At 60.8% G+C, this 25219-nt stretch carries 33 protein-coding genes and 1 pseudogene; 6 read left to right on the plus strand and 28 right to left on the minus strand.

The window, feature by feature from the left end; genetic code table 11:
- The first annotated feature begins 87 nt into the window (after positions 1 to 87).
- Together V1290_RS26795 and V1290_RS26800 are read left to right on the plus strand one after the other, a co-directional pair.
- On the plus strand, positions 88 to 498 hold the full coding sequence (locus V1290_RS26795) for a cyclophilin-like fold protein (RefSeq protein ID WP_334367147.1): 411 nt from the start codon (positions 88 to 90) through the stop codon (positions 496 to 498).
- 462 nt (positions 499 to 960) lie between these two features.
- Positions 961 to 1719 carry a dihydrofolate reductase family protein gene (locus V1290_RS26800; RefSeq protein WP_334367148.1) on the plus strand — a complete coding sequence of 253 codons (759 nt, stop codon included), beginning with the start codon at positions 961 to 963 and terminating at the stop codon, positions 1717 to 1719.
- A gap of 139 nt (positions 1720 to 1858) precedes the next feature.
- On the opposite strand, the gene V1290_RS26805 is transcribed toward V1290_RS26800, so the two are convergent.
- The 12 genes from V1290_RS26805 to V1290_RS26860 all read right to left on the minus strand — a co-directional run bounded on the left by V1290_RS26805 (position 1859) and on the right by V1290_RS26860 (position 9600).
- Positions 1859 to 2257 (minus strand): hypothetical protein, encoded by a 399-nt coding sequence (locus V1290_RS26805; RefSeq protein WP_334367149.1) that lies wholly within the window; start codon positions 2255 to 2257, stop codon positions 1859 to 1861.
- Positions 2244 to 2891: a DUF7693 family protein gene (locus tag V1290_RS26810; protein ID WP_334367150.1), complete on the minus strand. Its 648-nt coding sequence runs from the start codon at positions 2889 to 2891 to the stop codon at positions 2244 to 2246. Before V1290_RS26810 ends, V1290_RS26805 begins: the two co-directional genes overlap by 14 nt.
- Positions 2892 to 2905: 14 nt before the next feature.
- Positions 2906 to 3622, minus strand: coding sequence for a hypothetical protein (locus V1290_RS26815; protein WP_334367151.1), 717 nt, complete (start codon positions 3620 to 3622; stop codon positions 2906 to 2908).
- 150 nt (positions 3623 to 3772) lie between these two features.
- Positions 3773 to 4105 carry a hypothetical protein gene (locus tag V1290_RS26820; protein ID WP_334367152.1) on the minus strand — a complete coding sequence of 111 codons (333 nt, stop codon included), beginning with the start codon at positions 4103 to 4105 and terminating at the stop codon, positions 3773 to 3775.
- On the minus strand, positions 4105 to 4542 hold the full coding sequence (locus tag V1290_RS26825) for a DUF433 domain-containing protein (protein ID WP_334367153.1): 438 nt from the start codon (positions 4540 to 4542) through the stop codon (positions 4105 to 4107). Before V1290_RS26825 ends, V1290_RS26820 begins: the two co-directional genes overlap by 1 nt.
- A 17-nt stretch (positions 4543 to 4559) precedes the next feature.
- On the minus strand, positions 4560 to 6290 hold the full coding sequence (locus tag V1290_RS26830) for an AAA family ATPase (RefSeq protein ID WP_334367154.1): 1731 nt from the start codon (positions 6288 to 6290) through the stop codon (positions 4560 to 4562).
- Positions 6291 to 6499: 209 nt separating this feature from the next.
- Positions 6500 to 7087, minus strand: a complete 588-nt coding sequence (locus tag V1290_RS26835; RefSeq protein ID WP_334367155.1) for a hypothetical protein — start codon at positions 7085 to 7087, stop codon at positions 6500 to 6502.
- A 90-nt stretch (positions 7088 to 7177) separates the two neighbouring features.
- Positions 7178 to 7948, minus strand: coding sequence for a metallophosphoesterase (locus V1290_RS26840; protein ID WP_334367156.1), 771 nt, complete (start codon positions 7946 to 7948; stop codon positions 7178 to 7180).
- Between the two features lie 10 nt (positions 7949 to 7958).
- Entirely contained in the window at positions 7959 to 8141 is a 183-nt protein-coding gene (locus V1290_RS26845) for a hypothetical protein (protein ID WP_334367157.1), read from the minus strand.
- 5 nt (positions 8142 to 8146) lie between these two features.
- Positions 8147 to 8686, minus strand: a complete 540-nt coding sequence (locus tag V1290_RS26850; RefSeq protein ID WP_334367158.1) for a hypothetical protein — start codon at positions 8684 to 8686, stop codon at positions 8147 to 8149.
- A 190-nt stretch (positions 8687 to 8876) separates the two neighbouring features.
- The gene (locus V1290_RS26855) at positions 8877 to 9413 is read right to left on the minus strand and encodes a hypothetical protein (RefSeq protein ID WP_334367159.1); all 537 of its coding nucleotides are present in this window, start codon (positions 9411 to 9413) and stop codon (positions 8877 to 8879) included.
- Position 9414: 1 nt separating this feature from the next.
- Positions 9415 to 9600, minus strand: a complete 186-nt coding sequence (locus tag V1290_RS26860) for a hypothetical protein (protein WP_334367160.1) — start codon at positions 9598 to 9600, stop codon at positions 9415 to 9417.
- A 636-nt stretch (positions 9601 to 10236) separates the two neighbouring features.
- On the opposite strand from V1290_RS26860, the gene V1290_RS26865 reads away from it, so the two are divergent.
- Entirely contained in the window at positions 10237 to 10434 is a 198-nt protein-coding gene (locus V1290_RS26865) for a ribbon-helix-helix domain-containing protein (RefSeq protein WP_334367161.1), read from the plus strand.
- A 412-nt stretch (positions 10435 to 10846) separates the two neighbouring features.
- On the opposite strand, the pseudogene V1290_RS26870 reads toward V1290_RS26865, so the two are convergent.
- Together V1290_RS26870 and V1290_RS26875 are read right to left on the minus strand one after the other, a co-directional pair.
- A pseudogene (locus V1290_RS26870) lies at positions 10847 to 11161 on the minus strand (L,D-transpeptidase family protein); the annotation flags it as partial.
- A gap of 121 nt (positions 11162 to 11282) precedes the next feature.
- Complete coding sequence (locus tag V1290_RS26875) at positions 11283 to 11927, minus strand: class I SAM-dependent methyltransferase (RefSeq protein WP_334367162.1); 645 nt, start codon at positions 11925 to 11927, stop codon at positions 11283 to 11285.
- A gap of 125 nt (positions 11928 to 12052) precedes the next feature.
- On the opposite strand from V1290_RS26875, the gene V1290_RS26880 reads away from it, so the two are divergent.
- Positions 12053 to 12259, plus strand: coding sequence for a hypothetical protein (locus V1290_RS26880; protein WP_334367163.1), 207 nt, complete (start codon positions 12053 to 12055; stop codon positions 12257 to 12259).
- On the opposite strand, the gene V1290_RS26885 is transcribed toward V1290_RS26880, so the two are convergent.
- From V1290_RS26885 to V1290_RS26950, 14 genes are all read right to left on the minus strand, one after another.
- Positions 12247 to 12765 (minus strand): hypothetical protein, encoded by a 519-nt coding sequence (locus V1290_RS26885; RefSeq protein ID WP_334367164.1) that lies wholly within the window; start codon positions 12763 to 12765, stop codon positions 12247 to 12249. The genes V1290_RS26880 and V1290_RS26885 overlap by 13 nt on opposite strands.
- A gap of 202 nt (positions 12766 to 12967) precedes the next feature.
- Positions 12968 to 13837 carry a sulfurtransferase gene (locus V1290_RS26890; protein ID WP_334367165.1) on the minus strand — a complete coding sequence of 290 codons (870 nt, stop codon included), beginning with the start codon at positions 13835 to 13837 and terminating at the stop codon, positions 12968 to 12970.
- A 136-nt stretch (positions 13838 to 13973) separates the two neighbouring features.
- Positions 13974 to 14711, minus strand: coding sequence for a cytochrome c biogenesis CcdA family protein (locus V1290_RS26895; RefSeq protein ID WP_334369179.1), 738 nt, complete (start codon positions 14709 to 14711; stop codon positions 13974 to 13976).
- A gap of 33 nt (positions 14712 to 14744) precedes the next feature.
- Positions 14745 to 15527 (minus strand): DsbA family protein, encoded by a 783-nt coding sequence (locus tag V1290_RS26900; RefSeq protein WP_334367167.1) that lies wholly within the window; start codon positions 15525 to 15527, stop codon positions 14745 to 14747.
- A gap of 3 nt (positions 15528 to 15530) precedes the next feature.
- Positions 15531 to 16040 carry a copper chaperone PCu(A)C gene (locus V1290_RS26905; protein ID WP_334367168.1) on the minus strand — a complete coding sequence of 170 codons (510 nt, stop codon included), beginning with the start codon at positions 16038 to 16040 and terminating at the stop codon, positions 15531 to 15533.
- Positions 16037 to 16693 (minus strand): SCO family protein, encoded by a 657-nt coding sequence (locus tag V1290_RS26910; protein WP_334367169.1) that lies wholly within the window; start codon positions 16691 to 16693, stop codon positions 16037 to 16039. The genes V1290_RS26905 and V1290_RS26910 overlap by 4 nt, the downstream gene beginning before the upstream one ends.
- Positions 16694 to 16725: 32 nt before the next feature.
- A complete protein-coding gene (locus tag V1290_RS26915; protein WP_334367170.1) occupies positions 16726 to 17181 on the minus strand; it encodes a c-type cytochrome in 456 nt (151 codons plus the stop codon).
- On the minus strand, positions 17174 to 18106 hold the full coding sequence (locus tag V1290_RS26920) for a WD40/YVTN/BNR-like repeat-containing protein (protein WP_334367171.1): 933 nt from the start codon (positions 18104 to 18106) through the stop codon (positions 17174 to 17176). The genes V1290_RS26915 and V1290_RS26920 overlap by 8 nt, the downstream gene beginning before the upstream one ends.
- Positions 18103 to 18375, minus strand: coding sequence for a hypothetical protein (locus V1290_RS26925; RefSeq protein WP_334367172.1), 273 nt, complete (start codon positions 18373 to 18375; stop codon positions 18103 to 18105). Before V1290_RS26925 ends, V1290_RS26920 begins: the two co-directional genes overlap by 4 nt.
- Positions 18368 to 18790, minus strand: coding sequence for a hypothetical protein (locus tag V1290_RS26930; RefSeq protein ID WP_334367173.1), 423 nt, complete (start codon positions 18788 to 18790; stop codon positions 18368 to 18370). Before V1290_RS26930 ends, V1290_RS26925 begins: the two co-directional genes overlap by 8 nt.
- A 56-nt stretch (positions 18791 to 18846) precedes the next feature.
- Entirely contained in the window at positions 18847 to 19455 is a 609-nt protein-coding gene (locus V1290_RS26935) for a TlpA family protein disulfide reductase (RefSeq protein ID WP_334367174.1), read from the minus strand.
- Entirely contained in the window at positions 19455 to 20048 is a 594-nt protein-coding gene (locus V1290_RS26940) for a DsbE family thiol:disulfide interchange protein (RefSeq protein WP_442895017.1), read from the minus strand. The genes V1290_RS26935 and V1290_RS26940 overlap by 1 nt, the downstream gene beginning before the upstream one ends.
- 173 nt (positions 20049 to 20221) lie before the next feature.
- Entirely contained in the window at positions 20222 to 20740 is a 519-nt protein-coding gene (locus V1290_RS26945; RefSeq protein ID WP_334367176.1) for a DUF411 domain-containing protein, read from the minus strand.
- 37 nt (positions 20741 to 20777) lie between these two features.
- Positions 20778 to 22193 (minus strand): multicopper oxidase family protein, encoded by a 1416-nt coding sequence (locus tag V1290_RS26950; RefSeq protein ID WP_442895018.1) that lies wholly within the window; start codon positions 22191 to 22193, stop codon positions 20778 to 20780.
- Between the two features lie 1487 nt (positions 22194 to 23680).
- Here V1290_RS26950 and V1290_RS26955 point away from each other — a divergent pair.
- Both V1290_RS26955 and V1290_RS26960 read left to right on the plus strand, forming a co-directional pair.
- Complete coding sequence (locus V1290_RS26955; RefSeq protein ID WP_334367178.1) at positions 23681 to 24529, plus strand: trypsin-like serine peptidase; 849 nt, start codon at positions 23681 to 23683, stop codon at positions 24527 to 24529.
- Positions 24530 to 24569: 40 nt separating this feature from the next.
- On the plus strand, positions 24570 to 25211 hold the full coding sequence (locus V1290_RS26960; protein WP_334367179.1) for a DUF1109 domain-containing protein: 642 nt from the start codon (positions 24570 to 24572) through the stop codon (positions 25209 to 25211).
- Positions 25212 to 25219: the final 8 nt, after the last annotated feature.

Consider the following 25219-nt stretch of genomic DNA (forward strand, 5'->3'; position numbering starts at 1 on the left):
ATCGGACCTGCGGTGCGACAGTGGCGCTTGCCGACGTAAATCAAGCAAACTGGCCCGAGGAAAGCAGAAAATCAGGGAGCCTGCCGAATGCTGAATCGACTCTCGATCGCTTTCGCTATCACAATCGGATTCATCGGAGCTGCAATGGCACAGGAGCGCATTCTGATTTCCTCCGACTGGGGCAAGGTCACTGCCGAGCTGGTCGACAACGACGCGACCCGATCGCTGGTCCGGATGTTGCCGCTCACGATTGAAATGCGCGATCACCTCCGTCAGGAAAAGACCGGAAATCTGCCTTCGCCCTTGCCCGCGGTGGAGCGGCAACTTGATTTCTCGACGGGTACACTGGGACTCTGGAGCTCCAACCACTTTGTGATCTACTACCGCAACGGCCGTGTCCCAGAGCCCGGGATCATCATACTTGGCCAGATGACCGGTGACGTTTCGATTTTTGACCGCCCCGGACCGGTCACCGTCCGAGTTGAACGTATCAAATGAAACCGTCCGCCTTACGCGGCATCACGAAAGGCAAGGGGACAGGATTGTGCGCGGAGCTGTTCTTTATGGCCCACGTGATGTACGTTATGAGGACCGTGAAACTCCGAAGATCATAGAACCGACGGATGCAATCATCCGGATCGCCGTCACCTGCGTACAGGCTTGACGAGATCGCCGGCGATGAATCCCGGCCTGATCGATACGCAGATCGCATGATTCACATAGTCCGAACCCTGTTCTTGACTCTTTCAATGGCGGTGGCTCGCGGCGCAAAGTGCGTGCGCTCGAGACAATGCAACCGGAAGCACACTGCAAGGACGGCAATCCAAAGTATCAGCTCGGGTGTCTGACGACAGCGATGAGACACATCGCGATCCAGAGTCTCTGAACGAAAATGCGGTGACCTGGATGGAGAAAGTGAGCGATGAGCAATGCCGCAAATGACGGCACGGGAGCGAGCGAATGAAGCCGCATGTGATCTGCCTCATGGCCACAAGCGTCGACGGTCGGACGCTTCCAAGCCGCTGGCGCCCCAAGGCAGCAGTCGCCAATATATTCGAGCGGGTGCACGAAGAACTCGCTGGAGATGCCTGGCTCATCGGTCGCGTTACCGGCCAGGAGTTCGCAAAGGGCAAACCGTATCCCGCCTCGACAACCGAGACCTTGGTGCGGGAGCATTGGTTCGCGCGACGCGATGCAAAGGCCTACGGCGTCGTTCTTGACACCCATGGCAAGATCGCCTGGGGCCGCTCTGATATCGGCGGGGATCCGATTGTGGCCGTCCTTTCAGAAGCGGTGTCGGATGCGCATCTGGCGGGCCTGCGCAGCGAAGGCGTCTCCTACATTTTCGCTGGGAATTCGCAACTCGATCTGACCCTTGCATTGGACATTCTCAATCGCGAGCTCGGCGTGAAGCGGCTGCTGGTCGAGGGCGGAGGCGGCACCAACGGCGCCTTCTTGCGAGCTGGGCTCGTCGACGAAGTCAATCTGATCCTGTGTCCTGCCGTGGATGGTGCGAAAGGCGCGCCAAGCGTGTTTGACTCTTCGGAGACCGAGGCCGATCAGCGCGCGCCGCTGACGGCGATGGCGCTGGAGCGTAGTGAGGTGCTAGAAGGCGGTGCAGTGCTGCTGCGCTATCGGATGCAGAATGCGACGCCTCAGACGGCAACAGTTCAATCGTCACAACCAACATGCACAACTCCATCATCGAACAAAGCTTAGCGCACCTCGCGCTGGCCGCGCCCTCTATCTCGACCCCAGCATCAGAGCGCCGTGTCACGCCGGTGTCTCCAAACCTCGTTACCGTCGAACGTCACCTGTATCGCGGCCGCACCGTCGTCCTCGATCAGCGCGAGTGTTGTCACTGTTGCCTCCACCTCAGCCGCATGGCCATTGCAATGGCTTGGATAACGAACGGCAGCGGCTGCTCTATGATGGCGCCCTCCGGCGGGGGATCCATCGTGAATTTCGTGAACTGACCGTCCGCCCACACATAGGCCTTTCCATCGCGCGCGATCGAGATGGTAGCCATGTGAATCGAACCGACGGTGTTCCGTTCGTGAGCCGTCAATTGGATCGAGTATGGGTACTTCTTATCGGTCAAAATCGTAGCCCCACTCTGTGAGGTGTCGGCGGCGTCCGGAGCGGCATCGGCCCCTCGCTTTCGGAGGCCAAGTTCGCTGATCGCGCCGCTGATGAGGCAACCAGTACCAGTGTGGCGAGCGCGATGATGATTGCCGGCATCGTCATACGTCGACACTTTCGATCAGAGCGTCCAAGCGGTCCTGCTCGTCGTCGGAGAGCAGATGCACAGGGTTGCCTGCACGCGCGTCCCAGGAACTGTACGTATCGACGCGTCCGTCGGGCGATACCGCCGCGTCGAGATATTGGATGCCGTAACCGCGCTTGAAAGCGGTCAGCTTCCATCCGTCGATCTCGAATTCACCATAGCAGTGGAAGACCGATGCCCACGGCTGCTCAAGCTCGATCCGACTCTGTCCCGAGATCGCGCGGCGCAGCAACGCTATCGCGTCATGCACGCCCACCTCGTCGGGTCGAAGTGGCACGATCTCGGGCGGCGGAGGGGGATGCCGCAGGGCTTCCGCGTGTATGGCGAGCATGCGCGCGACCGCCTCCTCGCGCTCGATCTCTTCGTTATTGCTTGCGTGAAGGACCTCGATCGCTCGGTCGAAGACGGCGCCAAATGCGTCAGGGTCGATCAGCCGCCGGTACGTGTCGCGGTAGATCTTGTCGATAACGTCAGTAGGCCAGAATGGTCGCCTCTCGGGAGGTATCTGCACGGGCAGCCCTGCCGCACCAGCGATGCGCGCCCAGACCGACGTGAGTGCCGTCGCCAAGGTTCCGAGCATGATGCCCCGCCTGGAAAATTCCATAGTGAGCCTCCTTCTCATCGACGTTTCGGCCACTGCCAGAGCTGGTAGGTTGCCGGCGGTTGCCAACCCGTGCGATCCCCGTGCAGCACGCGCTTTCGCGCGGCCGCGCGATGCAGGCAGCGTTCACAGATGTTGATCTCGAGCCAGCCCGGCTCGGCGTCGAACACCGCGCTCGGCCAATGTCCCGAGCACTGAAAGGCCAAACCACCGACCGGCTGGTTGTCTCCGCCGGACCAGTTCTCGAGCGCCCTCCCGCAGATGATGCAGCCGACCCGACACTCCCTCATGGCCCGCCGCCTCGGCAGCCGGATGTGGCCGCTCTCGTCGCAACCGAGCATCCGGCAGCGCTCCTGATACTCCTCGTCCGTCTCGTCCGGATCGCGGTCCAGATGGTAGAGATCGTCGTCAGCCGCCACCCTGCCGGGGGGCCCAACTTCGGTCCCATCATCCGGACCCGGTGAGATGTCGGGAGAGGTGGTGGACAACGCTGCATCGGCATCTGGCGCTGCCTGGCGATACTCCTCCGCCTCCAGCGCGTCGAGCAGGTCGTCGCGCTCGGCGACGACGCGGGCTGCATGCTCGACCCGGTGCCAGAGACCGTCGTAGGGGCATTCTTCCATGACGTGGCGGTGAATGACGGCCAGAGCGCCGGCGCGATCGATGAGGTTGCTGCGATCGAATTCGATCTCGTCGAGCAGCTCGCCGTTCTGGGTGATGCTGACCTTGATCATGGCTCCTCCGATGGTGTCCACCAGAAGCCGTCGTCGCACACCGCCCACTCGCGATGAGCGTCGATCCACAGGATCTGGCCGGTCGGCTCGACACGACCGTGTTCTCCAATCCCGAGCAACACGGTGGGTGGACTGTGGAAATCTTCATCGTCAGGATAGCGCATGGCATCGATGGCGAAGTGCGCCCTGTGCAGGGTGCGCTGCGGGATCTCCGGATCGATCTCGCCCGGGATGGGCCGCCACCCAGTCTTCACTCCGCTCGACCAGACGATCGATCCGGATCAGGTGAGCCTCTGCCTGCACGAGGCCCGTCAAGACGCGGTGCAGCAATCGCCAAGTCGTATCGCCCTCGATGTCCATCGGCACGCGGAAGCGGATCGCGCTCTCGCGATCACGGTCGAACACCATGACGTCGCCATCGTGCCGCACATGCAGCATCGTGGCTCGGTCGCCCTCGATCAGTGCAAACGATCTCATCATCATCAGTCGACCCATGGTGCTTCGCGCTCCAGCAAGCGGCACGCCTGCTGTAAGGCGGTCTTGATGGCTTCTCGCGACAGCGAGGGGTAGTCGATGCGCACGATCTCGTCCGCCGATTTGTTGGCCAGCATCGAGAAGACGGGGCCGGGCGGCACGCGCGTGCCCCGGAAGACCGGATCACCGCTCATCACGCCGCGGTGCCGCACGATGACGGGCGTGTCCGCCGAGGAGCCACTCGCGATGGTGTCGATGATGGCGATCCGCGCCAGAAACTCGATGTTCGCTTCATTCGATTTCCTCTGGCCGCTCCTTATTCTGCTCATCATTCCCGGGGTGACGAGATGAACCACGCATCCGAGAATTGCGGCAATCGCCGCCTTGGCGCCGAACAGTGCGGCGGGGCTTCCGTGGAGGGCGAGAAGCAGCTCGCCATCGAGCACACTTGCGTCCAGCAATCTCATGGCGTTACCTCAAATCCGTTATTGGCCGCGTACCCGGAGGCTTGGAATTGCCGCGCGTCACTGCGGTGGTCGCCAGGCGGCCTCGTCGGTGCTGCCGCAGATTTCGATGCCGCAGCCGCGGTGCTGCGACAGGTCGGTGATGATGGGGATGACTGACCAGCCATGATCAATTCCTTGCTGCGCGCACGTCGCGCTCGCGCAGGATCGCCTCCACGATGCGGCGGAGCCGACGCACGGAGCCGCCGTGCCAGTGGTGAGCGACCGCGACGCGCTCGATGCCGTCCAGCGGCGGGATCCAGCTCTGGTCGAGACCACGCTCTCGCGAGGTCGGCAATCACGGCCGGCAGCAGCGCGTCGAGATCATCCGCGGTCGGCTTCGGAAACATCACCACGCGGAAGCGGTCCCGGATCGGGTTGGGCAGCGGATCCAGGCTGTTGGCGGTGGCGACGTACGAGACCTGCGACAAATCGAGGGTCGTCTGCAGCGCAGGATCAGGGTAGCGGGCATTGGTCTCGGGCTCGAGAAAGCCGAGCAAGCAATCCCAAAAGCGTCCATAGTCTGACCGTGTGCCGGCCTTCTCGATCTCGTCGATCATGACCAGGGGATTTGCGATCCTGCCTTGCGCAATCGCAAGAAACGCATGACAAGGTTCGGCCGAGTACCAGCGCCGATCTGTCCCCCCGAACACCGCGCCATCGGCGCGTGAAGCGTCCTCGCGCCAGACGCTGATGCCCAAGGTCTCGCCAAGGCGCCGAACAAAACGGCTCTTGCCGCCGCCGGGATCACCGACCAGCAACAGTGGTCGCAAGCGGATCGTCACACGGCCAACGAGATCGGCAAGCGCGAAGTCGATGGCGGCAACAGCATAGGGAAATTCGAACAGAAGAGCGTTGCGGACTTCGTGTAAGGGAGGCAACTCGACCAGCGGCAAGGGTGTGTTGATGGCGCTCTTTAGCGGACCCAAGATATCCTTGAGCTTCGGGTTCTTCATCTCGTCACTGGAGAGGCGCGCGACCACGAGATGATGGTCCGGAATGCTTTCCGCTTCACCGGAGGCCAGCTGCTGCACCGCGGCCGTCTTTTCCTCGGCCTCTTGCTTCCTGCGCTCTTCCTCCTCGATGGCCTTCCGCCGGGCGGCTGCTTTGACCGCGAAGATGCGATGTTCCGCCATGTTCGCGCCTAGGATGGCTGCGTTCATCGCAGCAGAGAAATCCTTCGGTAGAACGTCGGTGCAGGCCGGCAGCGCCGCCCAGCCGAAGGTGAACCGTTCGAGATAGCAGCAGAGCTGCTCTCCGGCGTAGCGGGAGGTCACGTGAAAGGCCTTTACCAGCGCCTTGCCCACCCTGCGGTATTCCTCGAAGTGAGTGGCGTCGCGCGGTGTCGGCAGGCACAACAGCCGCACGCAGTCGGCAAAACTCCTGAGGTCTGGCTCGTTGCCCGTGACAGCGCGTCGGTCGAGCTCTGCTGCCAGCTTGAGGCCAGTGGCGGTGTTGAGCGCCGCCGCCCAGGCTGCGTTGTGGGAAAGTTGCGGACAGAGCTCGTCGATCTCAGCGATCAGCCGCTGCTCGATATGGGAGGCTTTCTCGATGAGCAGCATGGCATAGCGCAGGAGCCGCGGCAGACCTTTGAGGCGTTCGTCCCAGTCAGCCGAATCGACTGCCGCTCCGGTCGAGATGGCATCTGCGGCGGCCAGGTAGGGGTCTTCGGCATCGTCGGTCGGGGTCATGCCTCATCCTCCAAGCTGTCATCATGTGCGATGTTGCGTGTACAGCCTTCGTCTTCGAAACGAACAGCCTTGGCCCTTCGAAAGACGGACTACATCTGTGCGCAGCTTGGCTGCGGACTCGGCGAACGTCACAGCTCTACAGTGGTTCGCACGGCACGTGCTGTGGGCCTGCGATCGGTGCACACGGCGACGTCGATGGAATCTGCCGCTCATGCGCGGTACCTCGCAACGGTGAGGGGTCCCAAGGGGTGGGACGCAAGGTCAAGTGAAACAAGATCTGCGCAGGCGAGCGCCATCACGGCAGGCGCGGGATCGTGGTCGCTACGGATGCTCTTCAGGAGTTCCCCGAGCGGCATCGGTCCATCATCGAGCAGCATTTGCAGGATGCGCATGCGCAATCCGACTGGTATTGGGATCTCGCGATACGACCAGACAAAGCGCGCATTCGTATAGCGAGGCTCGCGGCGGATTTCTTCGGCGGTCAGAATGATCCGCTTCAGTGCGAGCTCGGTGAGCGCAATCTGGGCGAGCCCTTTCTCCTCGAAACCGCGGATGCGCCGAGCAGGAACAACGTCGAGCAGGAAGCGGCCTTCGTCGCGCTGTACGACGACGGCATCGAGCTCTACCTGCTCGGACGCAACAGACGTCGACGCGACGTACGCAATCGAACGTACTTCCAGGTCGAGCGACGCCTGGATGAGCGCGTCTCGTAGAGCCGGGTGTCGCGCCGGAATTGCGGTCGACGTTTTGGCAGAAATGAACAGATCGGAGCGGAGAGAGGAATGGGGCGAGAGCATTTGACCGTACTCCAAATCAAGGCGGAGGGTTCGCGGCGTCGATCTGCGTCGGACGTGTGTCGGCGCTGTCCGTCATGCTTGTCTCCGCTGCTAGATTTCGACGATCAGAGTCGGGTCGAAGTCTGAGTTTTCCCAGGTCTCGCCGATCTTCCACGGGCCGTAGCCCTTCGCATTGCTGACGACGCGGGTAGCGCCCACGCGGAAGTCGCGGGTCTCATGCGTGTGCCCGTACACCCAAATATCCGCACCCTGGATCGGAGCGCGGCTGGTGTAAGCGGCCGAAATCAGATCGTGCTCGAAACCGCGGCGGATAGCCTCCGCATGAAAACCCATGTGCGTGACCACTACGCGCGGCAGCGTTTTCGGCCGGCTCAATTCCCGCTGCAGGAACGCGCGGGTCTCCATGTGGCGCGCCAGCGTGTGCGCCGGACGCAACCGCAGCTCATAATTCCTCAAGCGGATTTTCTTGTAGTCGTTCATCACCTCGTCGGCGGCCTGCATCGCGCGGTCCTGATCGCCGAACAGGTTAAAGTCGGTCCAACCGGTTGCACCGAGAAAAATCGTGCCGCTGATGGTGACGCTGTCGTTCTGCAGGATGTGGAGATTCGTTCCCGCTGCGGCGATGCGGGCCTTCTCGATCGTGCGATCGAGATCCGTGCCGTAGCCCTCATGATTTCCGGCGACGTAGACGACATCGCGATCCGTCACGCGTTCCAACAGCCACTTCACGCCGCGCGGCATACGGGTGACCAAGTCGCCAGCGACGACAAGAACATCGAAATCCGGACGAGCGGCACCCGCCGGCAGGTCCCAGCCGCGGGTCGATTCCAGATGCAGGTCGGACAAGATCCACAAGCGCATGATTCGGCTTTCAGTCGTCGACTTGGGGCGGGTCGTTCTCGGCAAGCTCGGCAATCAACGGGTGGTCATCAGCCAATTCCTCGATCGAGAGCGCGAACTGGACGTTGTCGGAGCCGCATTTTGGGCAGGCATGATGGCCGATGTAATCGAACGTGCTTTCTTCGCCGCAGGCGCGGCAGCGGAAGCGGGCCATTTTCGCTACTCCTCGCGGGCTTCCGGCGGGACGGCTACGAACGCGTCGGTGGCGCGGTCGTAGCCGCGACAGAAGAAGACGCGCATATCGTGCAGCTCCACCACGCGGATGACGTGGAAGCTCTCAAGGCCGGCCTCGATGCGGACGGGTTCGCCCTTTGCATGGGCAGGGCAGCGCGTCACCCACATCCCGCCATGTCGGTACAGGCGGCCTGCTTCGCCGCATTCCGCGCAGGTGCAGGCAGATCTAGCCTCGGCGAGCGCGATCGCTTCCTCGATCTTCGTCCTAGACTCGTCTGAAACCTCACCGCGCCACGAGAAGCGAAGTGTACCGTATTTCTCCTGGATCTCGAGGATGCGGAGCCAGCCGCCGCCCTCGGCCATTGCGGCCTCGATCCTGGTGGAGAGACGCTCCAGCAGATCGCGCCAGCCATGACCGCACGTGGGATAGCCCTGTATCGCCTCCGGCGCGCCGACTGGCGGGTGAAAGAGGTTCGGATGCGCCTCGATCAATTCGATCCGCCAATCACGGACAATGCTTGCCATGCCGCTACTCCTCGATTCCCAATGAGCCGGGCGGGACGCCTATGAAGGGGTCGGTCGCGCGGCAATTCGGTCGTCGATGCCGAGGGCGACACGACATCGGACGAGCCGCAGCGCGGGCACTCGTGGCGCTCGGCGTCGTAGACGAATTCGCCGTCCCTGCCGCAGGCGATGCACCGAAACCTGGCCATCGCTATTTCTCCCCGTGCGGCGGTCGCGGCGAGACTTCGGTCAACGTGTCGGTCGCGCGGTCGTAGCGCGCGTAGTACATGTTTGCCGTGCCGGGCGTGCGGCGCAGGAAGCGAACGTTCTCGTAGCCGGGCCTGACCGGCACCGGATCGCCCGCCGCGTGCTCCGCGCAGCGCGTCGCAAGCCAGCCGCGGTTGCTGTACAGCCGACCCTCGGCTCCGCAGATTTCGCAAGAGCAGGCCGAGCGTGCGACTGCCAAGTTGATGGCCTCTAAAATTCTGAGCCTGGTCTGATCCGAAACCTCGCCGTCCCAATCGAAACGCGCGACACCGAACTTCTGCTTGATGCGCACGAACTGGAACGTCTCGCCGTCCTGCAGCGCGTCCTCGATCCTGACGCAGAGCCGCTCCATGACGTCGCGCCAGCCTGCCTCGCAAAGCGGGTAGCCGAATGAATGCTTCGGCTCTTCGGCCACGATTTCGAAGAGGCGGGGGTGCGCCCGCATCAAGTCGATCCGCCAGTCGTTGACGATGCGCGCCATCTCACTCCTCCTCGATGCCCAAGGAGCCAGGATCGATAGCGATGAAGCTGTCGGTCGTGCGGTCGTAACGGCGGCAGATAATTTCGCGCCGCCGACCCACGATCCGCTCCTTGACGCGGACGTTCTCGAAGGACGGCTCGACCCCACCGCGCGCCCCTCGGCGTGCAGCGCGGAGCGGCGTCATCATCCAGCAGCCCGATAGGTACAGCCATCCATGCTCGCCGCAGAGCCTCGCAGGTGCAGGCGGAGCGCGCCTCCGCCAGGTCGATGATCTCCTCGACCTTGGCGTTGGCCTCGGGCGACAAGGTGCCCTCCCAGTAGAAGCGCAACGTCGCGTACTTTTCCTTGATCTGCGTGGCCTTGAACGAACCGCCGTCGGCCTGGATCGCCGCCCGGATCCGGGCGCAGGCGCGCTCCAGCAGGTCACGCCATTCCTCGCCACATTCCGGAGAAGCCTGGGCCACCCCAGGTGGTCCGCCAGCGGGTGAAAGAGGTCCGGGTAGGCCTCGACCAATGCTGCCCGCCAATCCCGAACGACGCCCGTCATGACACGCCTTCGCAAACAATATAACGCCACGAATGAGAACAAAGCAGGAACACAAATTTGAGTCAATAGATATCTATCAATCTATTTCGTATAGGCACCTATGTTAGGGCCTCGTTTGGCGAAATTGCCGTGCTTTCAACGGGATGATAGGGAGACGAAAATCGATGAAGGGCGGCCGATTGTCGGGGAAAATCGCTGGACGGCAGGCCCGATCCCTTGCCGCAGCCCGCAACCCGTGGGACGGTTTTCGGGATGGCACAACGCACGGACAGGGTGATGGCAGACGCGAAACCGTCCCCAAAAAAGGGGCGGAAACCCCCTCAAGGCGACAAAAGGCAATTCCTGACGTCCCTCGATCCGGAAGTCATCAAGCAGATCAAGCAGGCCGCGATAGGCCTAGAAAAGACCGCGTCCGAAGTCATGGAAGAGGCCGCCAAGGAATGGCTGCAGCGGCATCACTCAGGGAAGAAGTAGCGGGCTCGATATCTGAGGCGGCCGATATATTGCCGTAGCGCCGTTCCGCGCAAGTGCGTATCGTAGCTTTGTAGCTTTCGGCTGCACGGCGGCTATCTGCTTAGCTCGTTCTATTTCCGCTTGCTCAACTGTTTGTGCCGCCATCCTTCCAAACGGGGTCCGCCACCATCGTGCCGTGGTTCGCCGCGTGGTCATGACGACCGTGGTGATCGGAGTGGCCGTGACTTCCGCCACAGCAACTCGACTTATTGGGTTCAGCCGGAGCGCTCGTCGCCTTCTCTGCGCTGCATCCGCAACTTCCTGAGCCAGCGTCGTCCTTTACATTCTGGGCTGCGGTCATCTAAACCTCCAGCGTACCTTGCTACCTGTACCCCGTAGTAGGCCCATGCGCAAAGACATCAAGATTTCCTGGACTGGAGTTCGGATTCATGGCCGCGGCGGTGACATCATAAAAGCCTTCCGGCGCCTGCCGATCGCCTTCGCGCATTTTCGGGCCGAGCTGTCCTGACCAGCGGCACATCGGGTAGGTCTTCAGCAGCGCGTATCTACCGTCCGATCCGAGCTTCCGGATTTCAATTTCGGATTCCTTTTTGAAAGACCGCATGAGAATGGGCGAAGTGGGCTCCATGCCCTTTTCGGACATGAGCGCAAGCGTTGCTCTCGGAATGGGCGCCGCAGCCCGGGCGGATCGGTAAGCATCTTGCGCGCAGGAACTCAGCACGGCCATAACACCGGCGCCGAGTACCAGTCGCTTTAACCAAATTCTGTATGCCGCCATATGTGTCACTGTGACTTGAATAGCCGTTCTTAAGAAGATAGATTTTACGTGAATTGTATGGCTCCGGCGATCACCTTCTGGCGGATATGATGCTCACGCGCGATAGCGTGTCCCGAACGTTGTGCAAGCGTTTGATGTGGGTAAAACCGGCCTTTCCAATGTCGTCGATCCAAGTGCCGTCGAGATGCGGGGCCGCGGTTTGGTAGCCGAAATGATAGGATGTTCCGCGTAAAATCCGGCCTTCGCGAGGCTGCTCCGGCGCATCGAATTCGGCCACAAATAACTTGCCGCCGTTGCGCATCACTCGCCTCATCTCGCTCAATAAGATGACTTTAAGCGCAGGTGAAACGGGATGCAGCGCCATGCTGCATATGACTTTGTCAAATTGTCCACCGCCGCAGGTGAGGTGGTTGTTGTCGAATGAAATGTTTCCTGATTTAGACGCGCCGGGTTGCCGATCGATATCGACTGCCGTGAATTGCGCGTTCGGGTATCGGCTCGCGAGGTCGGCAGTGACGCCGGATTCGCGCGAGTAGATCTCAAGTATCCGCTCCTTATCGCGGATATCCAGATGCGAAAGAAATGCCTCTCGCCAGGCGCCGTCTTTCAAGAATCCGCGATAGTACCAGTCGAAGCCGGTGCTGAAAATCCAGAACCGGCAGGCTTCGACGAAACGCTTGAAGCTCCCGGCTCCTACGAGCGCGGTTGAGTTCATGATCAATCCCGCTTTGGCCGTGATATTGCTTGTGACCTTCGGTCAGTTTCCGCTGATAGAGCTCGGGGTGGCCTTACGAAATACGCGCTTCCTCGGCGGCTCTTCTCACGACGAACTTCATCGCCATGCCGGTGGTCACGGCGGTGCTCGTGCAGTTCCTGACGATACTGCGGTCGGCGGTTCTGTTCGTGCTTCTCACACCCTGCATCGACTACGTCGTGAGCCGCGGCGATGCCCGGCTGCTGTTGGCGGCAACGCCGGCGTTCCTGCCGCTACAGGATGCTGCTTCCGCATATCTTTCTATCATCCGGAGCGTGGTTCAGTTCTCGTAGTCAATCGCTCCGGTATGCGGGTCGACCTTGAGCCGCTGGACAAGCGAATTGTCGACCGTCGCGACGTCGGCGGTGATTGCTCCATCCTCTTTCTTGATATCTCCTAGCTTCAGTCGCTTGTTGTTGAGACGGTCGAGCTGCGAGGCGAGATACCCGCGAACGTCGTCGACCGACAGATTCATAACCGGTGTAACCCGTGATCCGAACAGAGCGCCCATACCAGATCTCGTCCCGCCCTGCATCATGCCGGAGCCCATCATTCCTGAGCCCATCATGCCGCGGCGGCCCATCTGCTGCCCTATCTCCGAGCCCATGCCGCCATGCATCATGCACTGACCCATGCCCATTTCACCCTGCATCATCCCGTGGTCCCGGCCCTGCCGGGCGGAATCATGCATCATGCCAGGTCCCATCCGGTCCTGCATTCCCTGTGCAGCGGCGGCATCGATCGAGAGAACGACGCCGCTGGTAACGATCAGTGCCCAAAGAACCGATTTAGTCCTCATGTGTTTTCTCCTGTGATCGATCCGCTCGGGACCGTTCGGTTGCATGCTAGTTACTCCTCCTGTCATTCGGCCAGTCAGCGACGTCGCTGAGGCGAGCTTCATCGCTGCATGACGTCCGGCCACGGAGCCAGAATTCACGCTCCTGCAGGCGAAGATCTCGGAGCTTCTCGATAGCTCCGCCTGCAGGAGCAGATTGTTCGCTTCATGCGGCCCGTCCTGTTGTTGCCTCGGGACCGCGTTCAACCGGAGCACGGACCATGTTGCCCCACTCCGTCCATGAACCGTCGTAGTTCTTCACCTCGGGGTATCCGAGCAAGTATTTGAGGACGAACCACGTGTGGCTGGAGCGCTCGCCGATCCGGCAATAGGCGATCGTGGGCCTGTCCGTGACGATGCCCTTGCCGCGATAAAGGGCCGCGAGCTCGTCTGCCGATTTGAAGGTGCCGTCCTCGTTGCAAGCCATTCCCCAGGGGATGCTCCGTGCACCAGGAATGTGACCGCCACGCTGGCACGTTTCGGGCAAGCCCGGCGGCGAAAGCACCTTCCCGGTGAACTCGTCCGTGCTGCGCACGTCCACGAGGCCGTGGCTCTGCGTCTCAAGGGCGTGCTGGACTTCCGGCAGAAAAGCCCTCAGCGACAGATCCGGGTCCTCGGCGCGATAGGTTTCCCTGCTGACGGCCGGCGCCTCGGTTGTGAGTTCGCGGTTCTCGGCAACCCACTTCTTTCGGCCGCCGTTCATCAGACGCACATCCTTGTGTCCGTAGATTTTCATCTGCCACGCCGCCCACGCTGCGAACCAGTTGTTGTTGTCGCCATAAAGGATCACCGTCGTGTCGTTGCCGATACCGGAATCGGCCATCAGCTTCTCGAAGGCGTCCTTCGGGATGATGTCGCGTTCCACGGTATCGCAAAGCTGCGTGGTCCAGTTCCAGGCTATGGCGCCCGGGATGTGACCCTGATCGTAAGCTGCGGTATCGACGTCCACCTCAACGAGGCGAATGCCGGCATCCTCGCCGTGCTCGGCGACCCAGGAGTTCTCGACCAGCATTTCCGTATGTGCGTATTGAGCCATGGAGCTTACTCCTACTGGTTGCGTTTCACACAGGCCGCATCTCGCAACTGCTGCTTGCCGCCGTCGCTCGATAGCCCCCACCCCCGCTTGAACCCCTCCGGCTGCGATCGCGCCGCTTCTGATCTCCTGATTCTACTCATCCGATCGTCGACAGCACCGGAAACACCTCCAACAGCCAGAACGAAAAGGTCGAGAGATAGCCTGTGATCATGGCAACGCCGATGAGAACCATAACTCCGCCGGCAAACAGCTGCAGGACCTGGCCGACCCGGCCGATTGACTTAAACCTTACCAGGAAACCGTCGGTAAGCGCCGCCGCGAGCAGGAACGGCACGCCAAGTCCCAGCGAATAAATGGCTAGAAACGCGATCCCCTTGGTCACGGTGGCTGACGCTGCACTGACGGTGAGGATTGTTCCCAACATCGGGCCGATACACGGTGTCCAGCCAAATGCGAATGCCATGCCTAACGCATAGGCGGCGATTGGGTGTCCACCTGGAATTGTCAAGGGAAGCCGGATGTCGCGCTGGAGCCACCAAGGCCGCACCAGCCCGATCGTGAAAAGGCCGAAACCAATGACAATCGCCCCGCCTACAATACCCAACTCATGTTTGTAGGATATGAGCGCCTCGCCAAGAGCCGTCGCGCTGGCGCCCAGGATGACGAAAATCGTTGTAAAGCCCAGAACGAAGCAGGCGCTCAGCGCGATGGCCTGAAGCCGGACGACCATCGCCCTTGGTGCCCCTGGATGGGCAATCGACTGCCCTGCAACGTACGAAACGTAAGCCGGCACCAGCGGCAACACGCAGGGCGACAGGAACGAAATAGCTCCAGCAGCAAAGGCGGCCATGATCGCGCTCGTCGAGATTTCCATCATGTCCGATGCTCGTCCCAAATGGCCCAGGATTTATTGCCGACGCTCGCGCGCCGTACGAATCCATGTCTGCAAGGTATTCAAGTCGGTCGCGCCGCGAAGGATCTGGTCACCGATTACAAAACCCGGCGTGCCGTTGATGCGAAGGGCCTGGGCAAGCGCGAGATTTTTTTGGATGGACGCCTGGATCTTGGAGTCTTCCATATCCGTCTTGAGGCGTTCGATATCCAAGCCAACCGCGGCAGCCGCCTCCATTGCCTTGCTGTCATCGACGGCACCCCGCAGCTGATAAAGTGCCCGGTGGAATTCGACGTATTTGCCCTGCTTGTGGGCGGCGAGGGCGGCCTTCGCAGCGACCGTGGAATTTGGCCCAAGGATGGGGAATTCCTTGTAGACGACACGCAGCTGAGAATCGGCTTGCTGCGCCTTCGTCACCACTGGTGCCACTTGGCGGCAGTATGGGCAGTTGTAATCGAAGAACTCGACAAGAGTGACATCGCCATTGGGATTGCCACTGGTTGGACTGTCAGGGTCACGAAAGACCTCGTCTGCACGAGCCTGGAGGACCATCTGGATGTCTGTTTCTGCTTTCTCGCGTGCACTAGCCTCAAGCCGATTGACAGACTCCATGATAACCTCGGGATGAGCCATCAAATAGTCATGCACACGCTGGTCGAATTCATCCTGCGGTGTCTCGGACAGCGAATATGCGACAAGCCCAAGCATGATGCCGATGACAGCGACAGACGGCAGAACGACGCGCAGGTTTCGACGGCTCGTGAGATTTCTCGACGGGATGTCCTGCTCTTCAGTCATCGCTCACTTCTTCATTGGTTCGCCAACCCCATGGATCATGGAATCCATGGCGGGGCCGTGCATGGCGCCCACCTTTGCGACAGGAATCATCACGTCGATCTTGCCCGCCTTTTCGAAGGTCATGGTCATTGGAAAGCTCTGCCCCTCCTTGAGAGGCTCCTTCAATCCGACGATCATGATGTGCATGCCTCCTGGACTGAACGTGACCTTTGCTCTAGGTCGAAAGTCAACGGTAGGCATTTCGCGCATGCGAGATACGCCATTTTCTTCGGCAACGCTGTGGAATTGAACCTGATCTCCAACAGGCGTTGCGGCGCCCACAAGGCTGTCGCTCAAATTCCCGTTGTTGATCACCGTTCCATAGACAGCTCCGTTTTTCGCTCCGGCCGGCGTTGCGCGTGACCAGGCGCGCTCGATGGCGATCGAATTTTGACCTGCTGTTTGTGAGTGCGCGAAGCCGCCGGAAAGCAATAGCAGCAGCAGAATCGATGTCAGATAGCCTCTCAGTTTCATGAGCTGTCCCTCCACCGCGTTGAGCTGATCATTTGCTTCCGCAGCCAGGCTGCAATGGCGTCGCCATCCTCCTTGCCCTCGATAACGTTTACGAACGTCCCCTTGGGGTCCATCAGATAGAGGTACCCGCTGTGCGACACGGGATAGTCGTCGCCACTCTCCTCTGATTTATCCAGAGCAACGTACACGCGGTATTCTTTGGTCACCTGGTCGATCTGCGCCTGCGTTCCTGTCAGGCCAACGATCCGCGCATCAAAAGACTTCAGGTAATTTGCCATGACTTCACGCGTGTCGCGTTGCGGATCGACCGTAATGAACAGCGGTTGAAGCCGACTCGGACTGAACTTCTCTAGAGCTGCACTGACGTTGGCAAGCGCTGTCGGACAGACGTCGGGACAAGAGGTGTAGCCAAAGAAAATCAGCAGCCACTTCCCGTGGAAGGTTTGATCGGTGACGCGTTCACCATTGGTGGATACTAGCGTGAACGGCCCGCCAATTGCAGGAGTACCCGTTCGGATCGCCTTGCCGACGATGGCTGGCTGTGACGTGGGTGTTCTAGGGATACTCGTCCCGAACCAGACGCCAGCGACCGCAATGCCGGCCGCAGCAACCAGCGAGGGGACCAGGATTATTGGTCTGGATGTCAGTTTCATTGTCGAGCTCCTGACTGCGGGATCACGCGACGTCATTTTCCGGCTGATGGAAACGGGTGCCCGCGACTTTCCTCCGACTGAAATTGAATTTCCTCCGGCGTCCACAGCGTCTTCAGATAAGCGATCACAGCACGAATCTGGTCCGGCGACAGCACGTCGCCAAAGGCAGGCATCGTCAGCCGTTCGGTTTTATTGAACGGGTCTCGCCAACCCTTGCTCACCATCATGTAGAGTTCGGCGTCCGAGTGCCGCCACGTGTGGCCTTGCGCATTGTGTGGAGGCGCCGGCAGATCCCCGTGCTCATCGCGCTCCTGCCAATTGGGTGCACCCTGAGCATTGGCGCCATGGCACGACGCGCAATGCTGCCGGTATAGTTCATGACCGGTCTTCACGAGATCTGGATCAAGCGATGGCGGCCCGTTGGCCGCACGGGCGACTGCTGTTGAACTAGCCACGCCGATCATGATCGCCACCAGAGGCTCACGCATTCGCCTTTATCCATGTAACGCCCCCATCCGTGCTGTTGTACAGATCGCTGTCCGCATCGATGGCGAACAGGACGCCGGAACGCGTAAAAGCAAGCCCGATTATCTCTGAGGTCGGAGACTTGATCGGGACCCAGTTCTCTCCGCCGTCCGGACTGCTGAACAGCCCCCTTTCAGTTGCTGCATAAAGGTGTTTTGGCTCTCCTGGGTCGTAAGTGACGGCGTAGGCCTGTCCGTCAAGCTTGCCAGCCGTCTGCCAAAGGCAGAAGCAGTCCATCGCGCGATGAACTCCCTTGGAGGCTGCAGCGAACAGCCAGCCGGTCTGCATGCTGCCGGGCATATTCGAGTGGATCAGTTGGCGGAGACCCTGTTGAGAGGTCCGGTCCATGAGGCGCCACGAGTGTCCGCCGTCCTGGCTGCGGTAGACGCCCCTATCCTTAAGCACCGTATACGCGGTCTCAGGCTGCGTCGTATGCGCGGCCACCGCGATCACATCTCGGCTTGCCAGCCCCTCGTTGCGCTCGACCCACGTGTTGCCGCCATCATCACTCCGCAGCACGCCAACTCCTGCGCCCGTGACATACAGGATGCCTTTGCCGGCCGGAGATACGGCGAAGCTGGAAATGCGCCGGTCTTTCAGTGGTGCAATTGCAATCGTCTGCCAACTCGTGCCCTGATCGGTGCTTCGATAAAGCACGTGGCCGTAAGCCTTCAGGAGCGCATCTGTACCGGGATCATAGGTGAGGCCGACCACCCTGCCATCCTGCTCATTGCCCCAAATGCTGGTGACCGTTCCGGCGCCGAAAAGCAACGCGATCACCAGTGCGACCGAGCCAACCCTCGCGAAGTTTCTTACTCTTTTCCTCACGAATGTGATGCATTGCCTGAACCGATAGCCGGCAGACCCGGCGTTTCCATGCCCTGTCATTCCTTCTTCTCCGGTTCGGCGGGAGCATTCTTGCGCCATTGATCGTTCGGACGGCTGTCACTCATCATGCTGTTGCAGTGATCCATCATCCGATCCAATTGCTTCATCCCCTTCATCATGCCCATCATTCCTTCGCCATTCCTTGTGCCACTGTTGCCCATCATCGAGCCGGACGAGTCATGCCCGGCTTCCGCATAAAGGGCTGATGCGACCATGACGCTCGCGAGAAGGATTGATGCGAACGCGGCCAATAAGGTGAGTTTACGCATGGGAATTGCTCCTTTCCTCTGATCGATCCGGGTTCGAGTGCGCAGGTTGAGCGTCAACGACTCCGTCGTGACAGCAGCTTGCTGCACTCACTGACGAACTGTTTGTCCTGGGTTCGTCGAGAGCGGTTGAGGTTGGCGTGTCCACCGGGTCACGAGAGGCCGCTGGCTGTTTTTGGCCGCGGCACATCATGCACACGCCGAGTCCGCACATGATGAGGCAAGGCAGCGTGCTCAGGAGGATCGGCGCGACGCCGGCGGCCACCAGCCATGCCCAGCCACCGAAGTACAGGCCAAGGACGACCGCGAGGTTCGCCAGCGCCACCAGCGTCCATCGATTTCGAAGGTAGTAGCGCGCTGCGTAAGCCAGATCGCGTCCAAGTGGCCGCTCGGTCGTACCGGATTGTTGTAGAGTCATCGGGTTTTCTCCGTCGTCAACTGTCGCGAATCGTTCCACCTGCTGTAAGGTCAACCTCATGTCCGGCAGGTCGGTGTCACAGCCTGCCTTGCTTCCGCCGAGAACGGTGCCGCACCGCGCCCGGCAATCACGCACCTGATGAACTCAATCATCTCGGGTGAATCCCACTCGGTCGGCCCGATCAGCCGGCCGATCTCGCGACCCTCGCGATCGATCAACAGTGTCGTCGGAATGCCGACGGCACCGAGCTCGCGTGTAGCGCCGCCAGAATGGTCTCGATACATGCCAAGCTTCAGGATTCCGACCTCGGCATAAAACTTACGCACCGCATCCATGCCGCCGCGGTCGATGGACAAGGGAACAACCTCGAAGTCATCGCCTCCGAGCGTCGTCTGCAGACGATCCAGCGCCGGCATCTCCTTGCGGCACGGGACGCACCACGTCGCCCAGATGTTGAGGAGCACGATCTTGCCGCGGAAGTCAGCCAGGCTCCGCGACTGTCCTTTGCCATCCTCGAACTGGATCCCTGCGACAGGCTTGGGAGCCGAATGCATGATGAACTTTTTCGAGGTTTCCTGCGCAGCACCTGCCGTCGAGGCAGCAGCAACAAGCCCCGCCACGAGGCAGAAGCGAACGCATTGCGCCACGATGTTGGTTGCACGCATCATTGCTCCCGTAGCCTCCGTATGAGCGGAAGGAGCGTTTCGTCGACAACCTTCGGTGTCACGGCTCCGATGTGCTTGTAGGCAATACGGCCGTCCTTCGTGATCACGAAGGTTTCGGGCACGCCGTACACTCCCCAATCGATCGCCACTCGGCCGTTGATATCTGCGCCGGTGCGGGTATAGGGATCGCCCATCGAGTTGAGCCATCGCGCTGCATTGTCGGGTTGATCCTTGTAGTTGAGGCCATGAATTGGCACGATGCCGTCAGACTTCATCTGCATGAGCACCGGGTGCTCCTCTCTGCAGGCCACGCACCATGAAGCGAATACGTTCACGAGCGAAACGTCGCCGGAGAGGTCGTTGCTCGACAGACCCAGCGTGCGCCCCTTGACCGGCGGCAAGCTGAATTGCGGCACGGCCTTGCCGATAAGGGCGGATGGGATCGCGCCGGGATCTCGCGACATTCCCCATGCGAGAATGATGGCAAGTGCCATAAAGGCCGCGAGTGGAACGAGATAAGCGAAACGTCTGCTCCGCAGCGGCGGATGTTCCGCGGGGGGCCCGCTTGTTGTGATGGTCTGTTCAACACTCATAGCTTTTCGATCGCCAATGGCGGCTACGCTCGAAGAGATGTCGGCCGAGTAAAAAGAGTCCGCTTGCGACAGCGAAGACGGCGAGAATACCGGCCAGTGTCACGCCACACAGCGCGAGCTTGGGGACCAATTCGAACTCAGTCGCTGATAACAGCATGGCCATCGCGCCTCCCTTATTCTACCGCGAAGACTTTAGGCGACGCGGCGTCGCTGGCGATTTCGTAGATTGTGAACGGCCCGTTCTTTGGACCGGTCATACCCGGCGTGCCGGTCGGCATGCCCGGAAGCGAAACGCCAATAATGTCGGGGTGCTCAGCTAGTAGCTTGTTGAGCACGTTAACCGGAACATGGCCTTCTACCGCGTAACGGCCCATGACCATCACGTGGCAACCCGCCAAATTTTCGGGGACGCGCAACTGCTTTCTGAGCGCTGCAAGATCTTGCTTCGAGTCGATCGTGACGTTGAATCCGTTGCTGCGAAGGTACTTGGCATACTCCAGGCAGCAGTCGCAGTTCGAATTCCGGTAGAGAGTTGCCTTGGTCTTGTCCTGTGCCGAAGCCGGTGTGCCGAACAAAGCCTCGGGGGCAGGGAGCCCGGCTCGGTCAGCACCAAAGATCTTGGCCACGACCCCGCCGCCCGCGCCCGACGCAGTGATTGCGAACATAGCTGCAAGTACGTTTCGACGGTTCATTTCGTCAGCTCCCATCGGACCATTTTCAATCCTCCACTCAGGCCACGCGGATCACTGCCATCATCCCTCCGTCCTGATGGTCGAGGATGTGGCAGTGGAACATCCAGTCGCCCGGATTGTCGGCGACGAACGCAATGTCGGCTTGTTCGCGCGGCGGCACGAGCACGGTGTCCAGCCACTCGCGATAGCGAGTAGGCTTGCCGTTGCGGGCAATCACGCGGAACGAATGACCATGGAGATGGACGGGATGGTGCCAAGCGGTTTCGTTACGAACGGAGAGAATATACGAGCGCCCGCGGGCAAGGCTCAGCATCGGTCTCATGTTGTGGCCAATCGCGGAAACACCGTTGATCGACCATCCCATCCCGCCCATGCCCATCATTCCACCCATCCCCATAATGCCGCGACCACTCATGCCGCCCTCCAGCGTGGCGATGTGCCTCTCGGCATTGTCCAGATCCGGCTCTGGCATCGTGTTCGCGCGCATGCGAGACGGCGCATCGAGCGGATGATCCCGTAGGCGCGGTTCGTCGGTGTAAGCGAAATCGACCAGCCTGTAGGCGCGATCGCGGTAGAAAGAATCGATCACCGCCGTGGTCGCACCGGGCTCCCTCGTCATGTCGAGAACGAGATCCGCGCGCATTGCAGGTCCCAAGACAACACGTCCGCCTGGCGGCTCGTGTGGCTCGATTGGCTGACCGTCGAGTGCAACGATCAGCGGTCGATGGCCTGCGAACTCGAGTCCGAAAATGCGCGCTGGCGCGGCATTGATCAGGCGCAGCCGCAATCGTTCACCCGAACGCACGCGTATGGTGTTGGGAACGCGACCATTGATCGTGACGGTGTTGCCGATCCGCCCCGCCATGGTCGCTTCCATGCGATTGCCGAAATCGCCGACGATCGATGCGTCGCGAGCCAAGCGCCAGTCGCCGAGCACCCAGACCAGATCGCGGTCGACCTGGAGAGGTTCGGTCTCCTCGACGATCAGCGCGCCCGACAGACCGCGGCCGACCTGCTCGGCACTGTGGTGGTGCGGGTGGTACCAGTACGTGCCGGCATCAGGCACATCGAATTCATAGACGAAATTGTCGCCGGCCCGGATCGGCTCCTGCGTCAGGTGCGGTACGCCATCCATGGCATTCGGCACCCGAACGCCGTGCCAATGAATGGTCGTTCCCTGCGACAGCCGATTGTTGACCGCAATCCGTAGGCGCTCGCCTTGGCGGACCCGGATCTCCGGCCCTGGAACGCTGCCGTCGTACGACCACACGTCGGTCTCGGGATACGGAGGACCGACCAGCGGTACGCGACCCGGCGCGGCCGACAACGTGAATTCCTTCGGCGGTGCAATGGCGCCGGCGCTTTCACGCGGCAACGATAGCGCCGCAGCCAAGCTCGTGCTGCCGACAAGGAATGATCGACGATCTAATGTTAGCCCGGAAATAGTGGGCATTCGCAGCCATCCTGTGTGTTGGGGCGAACCACACGCGGTCGGAAGCCGCATGCAATTACACCTTGGGCCCGCGCGCGACGCCTCAATGCGCCAGGCGCATGTCCAGTACACGTCGCTCGCCGGCGACGTGCCTCAGCTCAGGATGGTGGATCTAGGAGGGTAGGGGTCGGGCGCTTGGGCGCGCCCCGTCAGGTGATTGGGTTTGGAGAATACGGCGTGAGCGGCCGACGGCTGCTCAGGTACGAATTGGTCCACCGGGGTAATGGCAGGGCTGCTGCAAAATGCCCCCAAAGCACATAGTCCAGCCGGAAGCCCTCCCTTGGCACCGCAATGGTCGCAGTTACCCGGTGAGTGGCTATTGTCCGATACCGTCACGACTGCCGCTTTGGCTCCGGCCAAGGACGCGTACAAGCCGCCGCCCGCCGGACCAAACACGAGGGCCAGCGCCAGGATCAGTGCGAAGAAACGGCGAACGGTATCGGTCACCATGGCACCAAAATAATGATCTGCCGGGCAAAATGCTAGGGCGGGATCATATCACGCGCCAGCTGTCGAGGATCAATTGCGGTTGAGACAATATCGTTCCGGAGCGGGCCAGCTTCCGGGCACTTGCCGACTGGACATCGCGCAGCCTCTCAGCCTGTCGAGTCCCCCCCCACGGATCCACTCAAGACCGGCATCCGATGGTGACCAGATAAAACGCGACATGCCGATCGTGCATACCCTGCTGCCGTAGCAGACCCACGGGCCGATTCCGCAGCTATCGAGGATTGGATAGGGCAGGCTGTTGTCGCTGTGTTCCCTCGCCGAACGCAGTGCACTGCAGCGTGCTCAGGCCTGATCACGAACCGATGGTACTTTCTCAGCTCTTCCTGATATTGTGGCGTAGGTAGGCTGATATTGTGGTGCCATGCAGGTCATCGCACGACTGATTCCGGTGCTGTTGTTGACATTGGCATTTTCGTTGCCGGGATCCGCGCGGCCGAGTGAACGCATAGTCGATCCGCTTGGAGCAGTAACTGCCTCGGTACGGTCAGCAGTCTTGAAGGATACACAGCGCGTGATGGCAAAGTGCCGCCGCTGTTCCTGGAAAGTCTGTGGCACCGTCGGCGTCGCGTGCGGTGCATATTGTGCTGGGAGCAGCATTCTTGGACCTCTCGCATCCGTTACAGCTCCTCTTCCTTCCCAATCATTAGACGCATCGGTTTTCTACGCCCTCCGAGATCACGGCATTCCGCCGGATCTGCATCCTCCCAAGCGCATCTCGCTCAGCTGAACGGCCGCTGTTGCGGCCGTCGCCGATCCGTGCGTGTCAGGCCGGATTTTCCGGCCGGCACGTGCTCGTCGTGGACGACGTAGCAGGTCGCCACGCATTCACGGCCGCTGACCCGCCGGTATCCCCGAAGCGCGCACCGCAGATCGGCAACTGAAGCCGAGCCTCCAATACCATTCGTTGGCACGGCGCGATCGCAGCGCGGGAGGAAGAAATGGTTATCGCAAAAAGTTTGCTCGGATGTTTCATCATCTCGCTTGCAGTCATGTGGCTAGAGCTGTCCTCGGGCGTCAGCCTGCAACTCGCGGCTCCGGCCGACAAAACGTCCGCTTCGCTATTCGACGGCAGTCACCGTCAGATTGTCGATGCGCGGCTCTCGCCGTACTCGGCGGTTGGGAAATTCAAGGGCACGATGACATGTACGGCTGCGATTTTCCTTGATCCGCGGATCATTGTGACCGCTGCTCACTGCATCATGGAGAAAGATGGTACGATCGGACGATCCAGTTTCTCGTTTCAGCCTGGCTACCGGTCGGGAAACGATAATGCCAAGTTTGGTGCGACCGTCTGGGCGGTCGGGTCGAGGCAAAGCGTAGGCCACGAAACTGTCCGCGACGCAGCGAGAGATTGGGCGATACTGGTTCTGGATCGGGCGCCATTGGGCGTTCAACCCTTTGTTCTCAGCCGTCACTCCATCGGGACGCTGGAAATATCTGAACCGCAAGTCCAGCTTCCCGCCTACACCGACGATGTCGCCGACGCGGAGGCTCTCAGTCTCGATTCGGCCTGCACGATTCGCGATCTGCTTTGGGACACGCTGATCCACAACTGCACGGCAGGGCGGGGTTCCTCCGGAGCGCCATTGCTGGCGCGAGAGGAACACGGCTACGCCATCATCGGGATCCAAGCCGCTTCGATTTTCGAAGGTGACCAAAGCGGGCACATAGCAAGGTTCGTCGGGAACCAGGCGATCGGTTCATGGATGTTCATGAAAGCGGTGTTCGCTCTCTCTCGACAGCTCAATACCGGGCCCGTCCAAACGGATTATGCCGGGGATTACTAACGCCAGTCCGCCAGGTGTCACAGTCTTGAGGATGACAACCATGCGCACCGATCAATTGATCGAATCGTTAGTCGCAGACCTGAAGCCGGTCGATCAAAGCAGCGTCAGCCGAGCTCTACTGATTGCATTGGCGATTGGCGCGGCCGCGGCGCTCTCGATTATGTTCGCGGTGTTCGGGTCCGTTCCCAATTTGCTCGGTCGTCCGCACCCGGACGTTTTCGTGACCAAACTGTTATTTGGAGCTGGTGTCGCCGCGACGGCGGCAACCTTTCTGCCAAAGGTGGCTCGCCCGCGCGTAGATATGCGGAATTCCCCAGCACTCATCTACCTTCCCTTCGTTGCGGTCGTCGCAGCCGCTGCCTCCGCGCTGGCTTCCGTCCGTGTGACTGAGTGGTCTGACATGATCTACGAGGAACACTCGGTCACGTGTCTCCTTTCGATCCCGCTGCTTGCAATTCCGGCGTTTGTGGCTCTCGTTTGCGCGCTCCGGTTCGGGGCACCGACCGACCAGTCGTTCGCCGGCGAGATAGCAGGACTCGTCGCGGGCGGCTTGGGCGCAACGGCCTGTGCGCTGCCTTGTGTGGACCATTGGATTCCGGTGATAGCGATTTGGTACGGCGTCCCGATCGGTATCTGCGCAGGTCTGGGAGCAATGCTTGGCCCCAGGTTGCTGCGCTGGTGACCCCCAAC

It is taken from the genome of Bradyrhizobium sp. AZCC 1578 (genome assembly GCF_036924675.1).
In the GTDB taxonomy this organism is placed as follows: domain Bacteria; phylum Pseudomonadota; class Alphaproteobacteria; order Rhizobiales; family Xanthobacteraceae; genus Bradyrhizobium.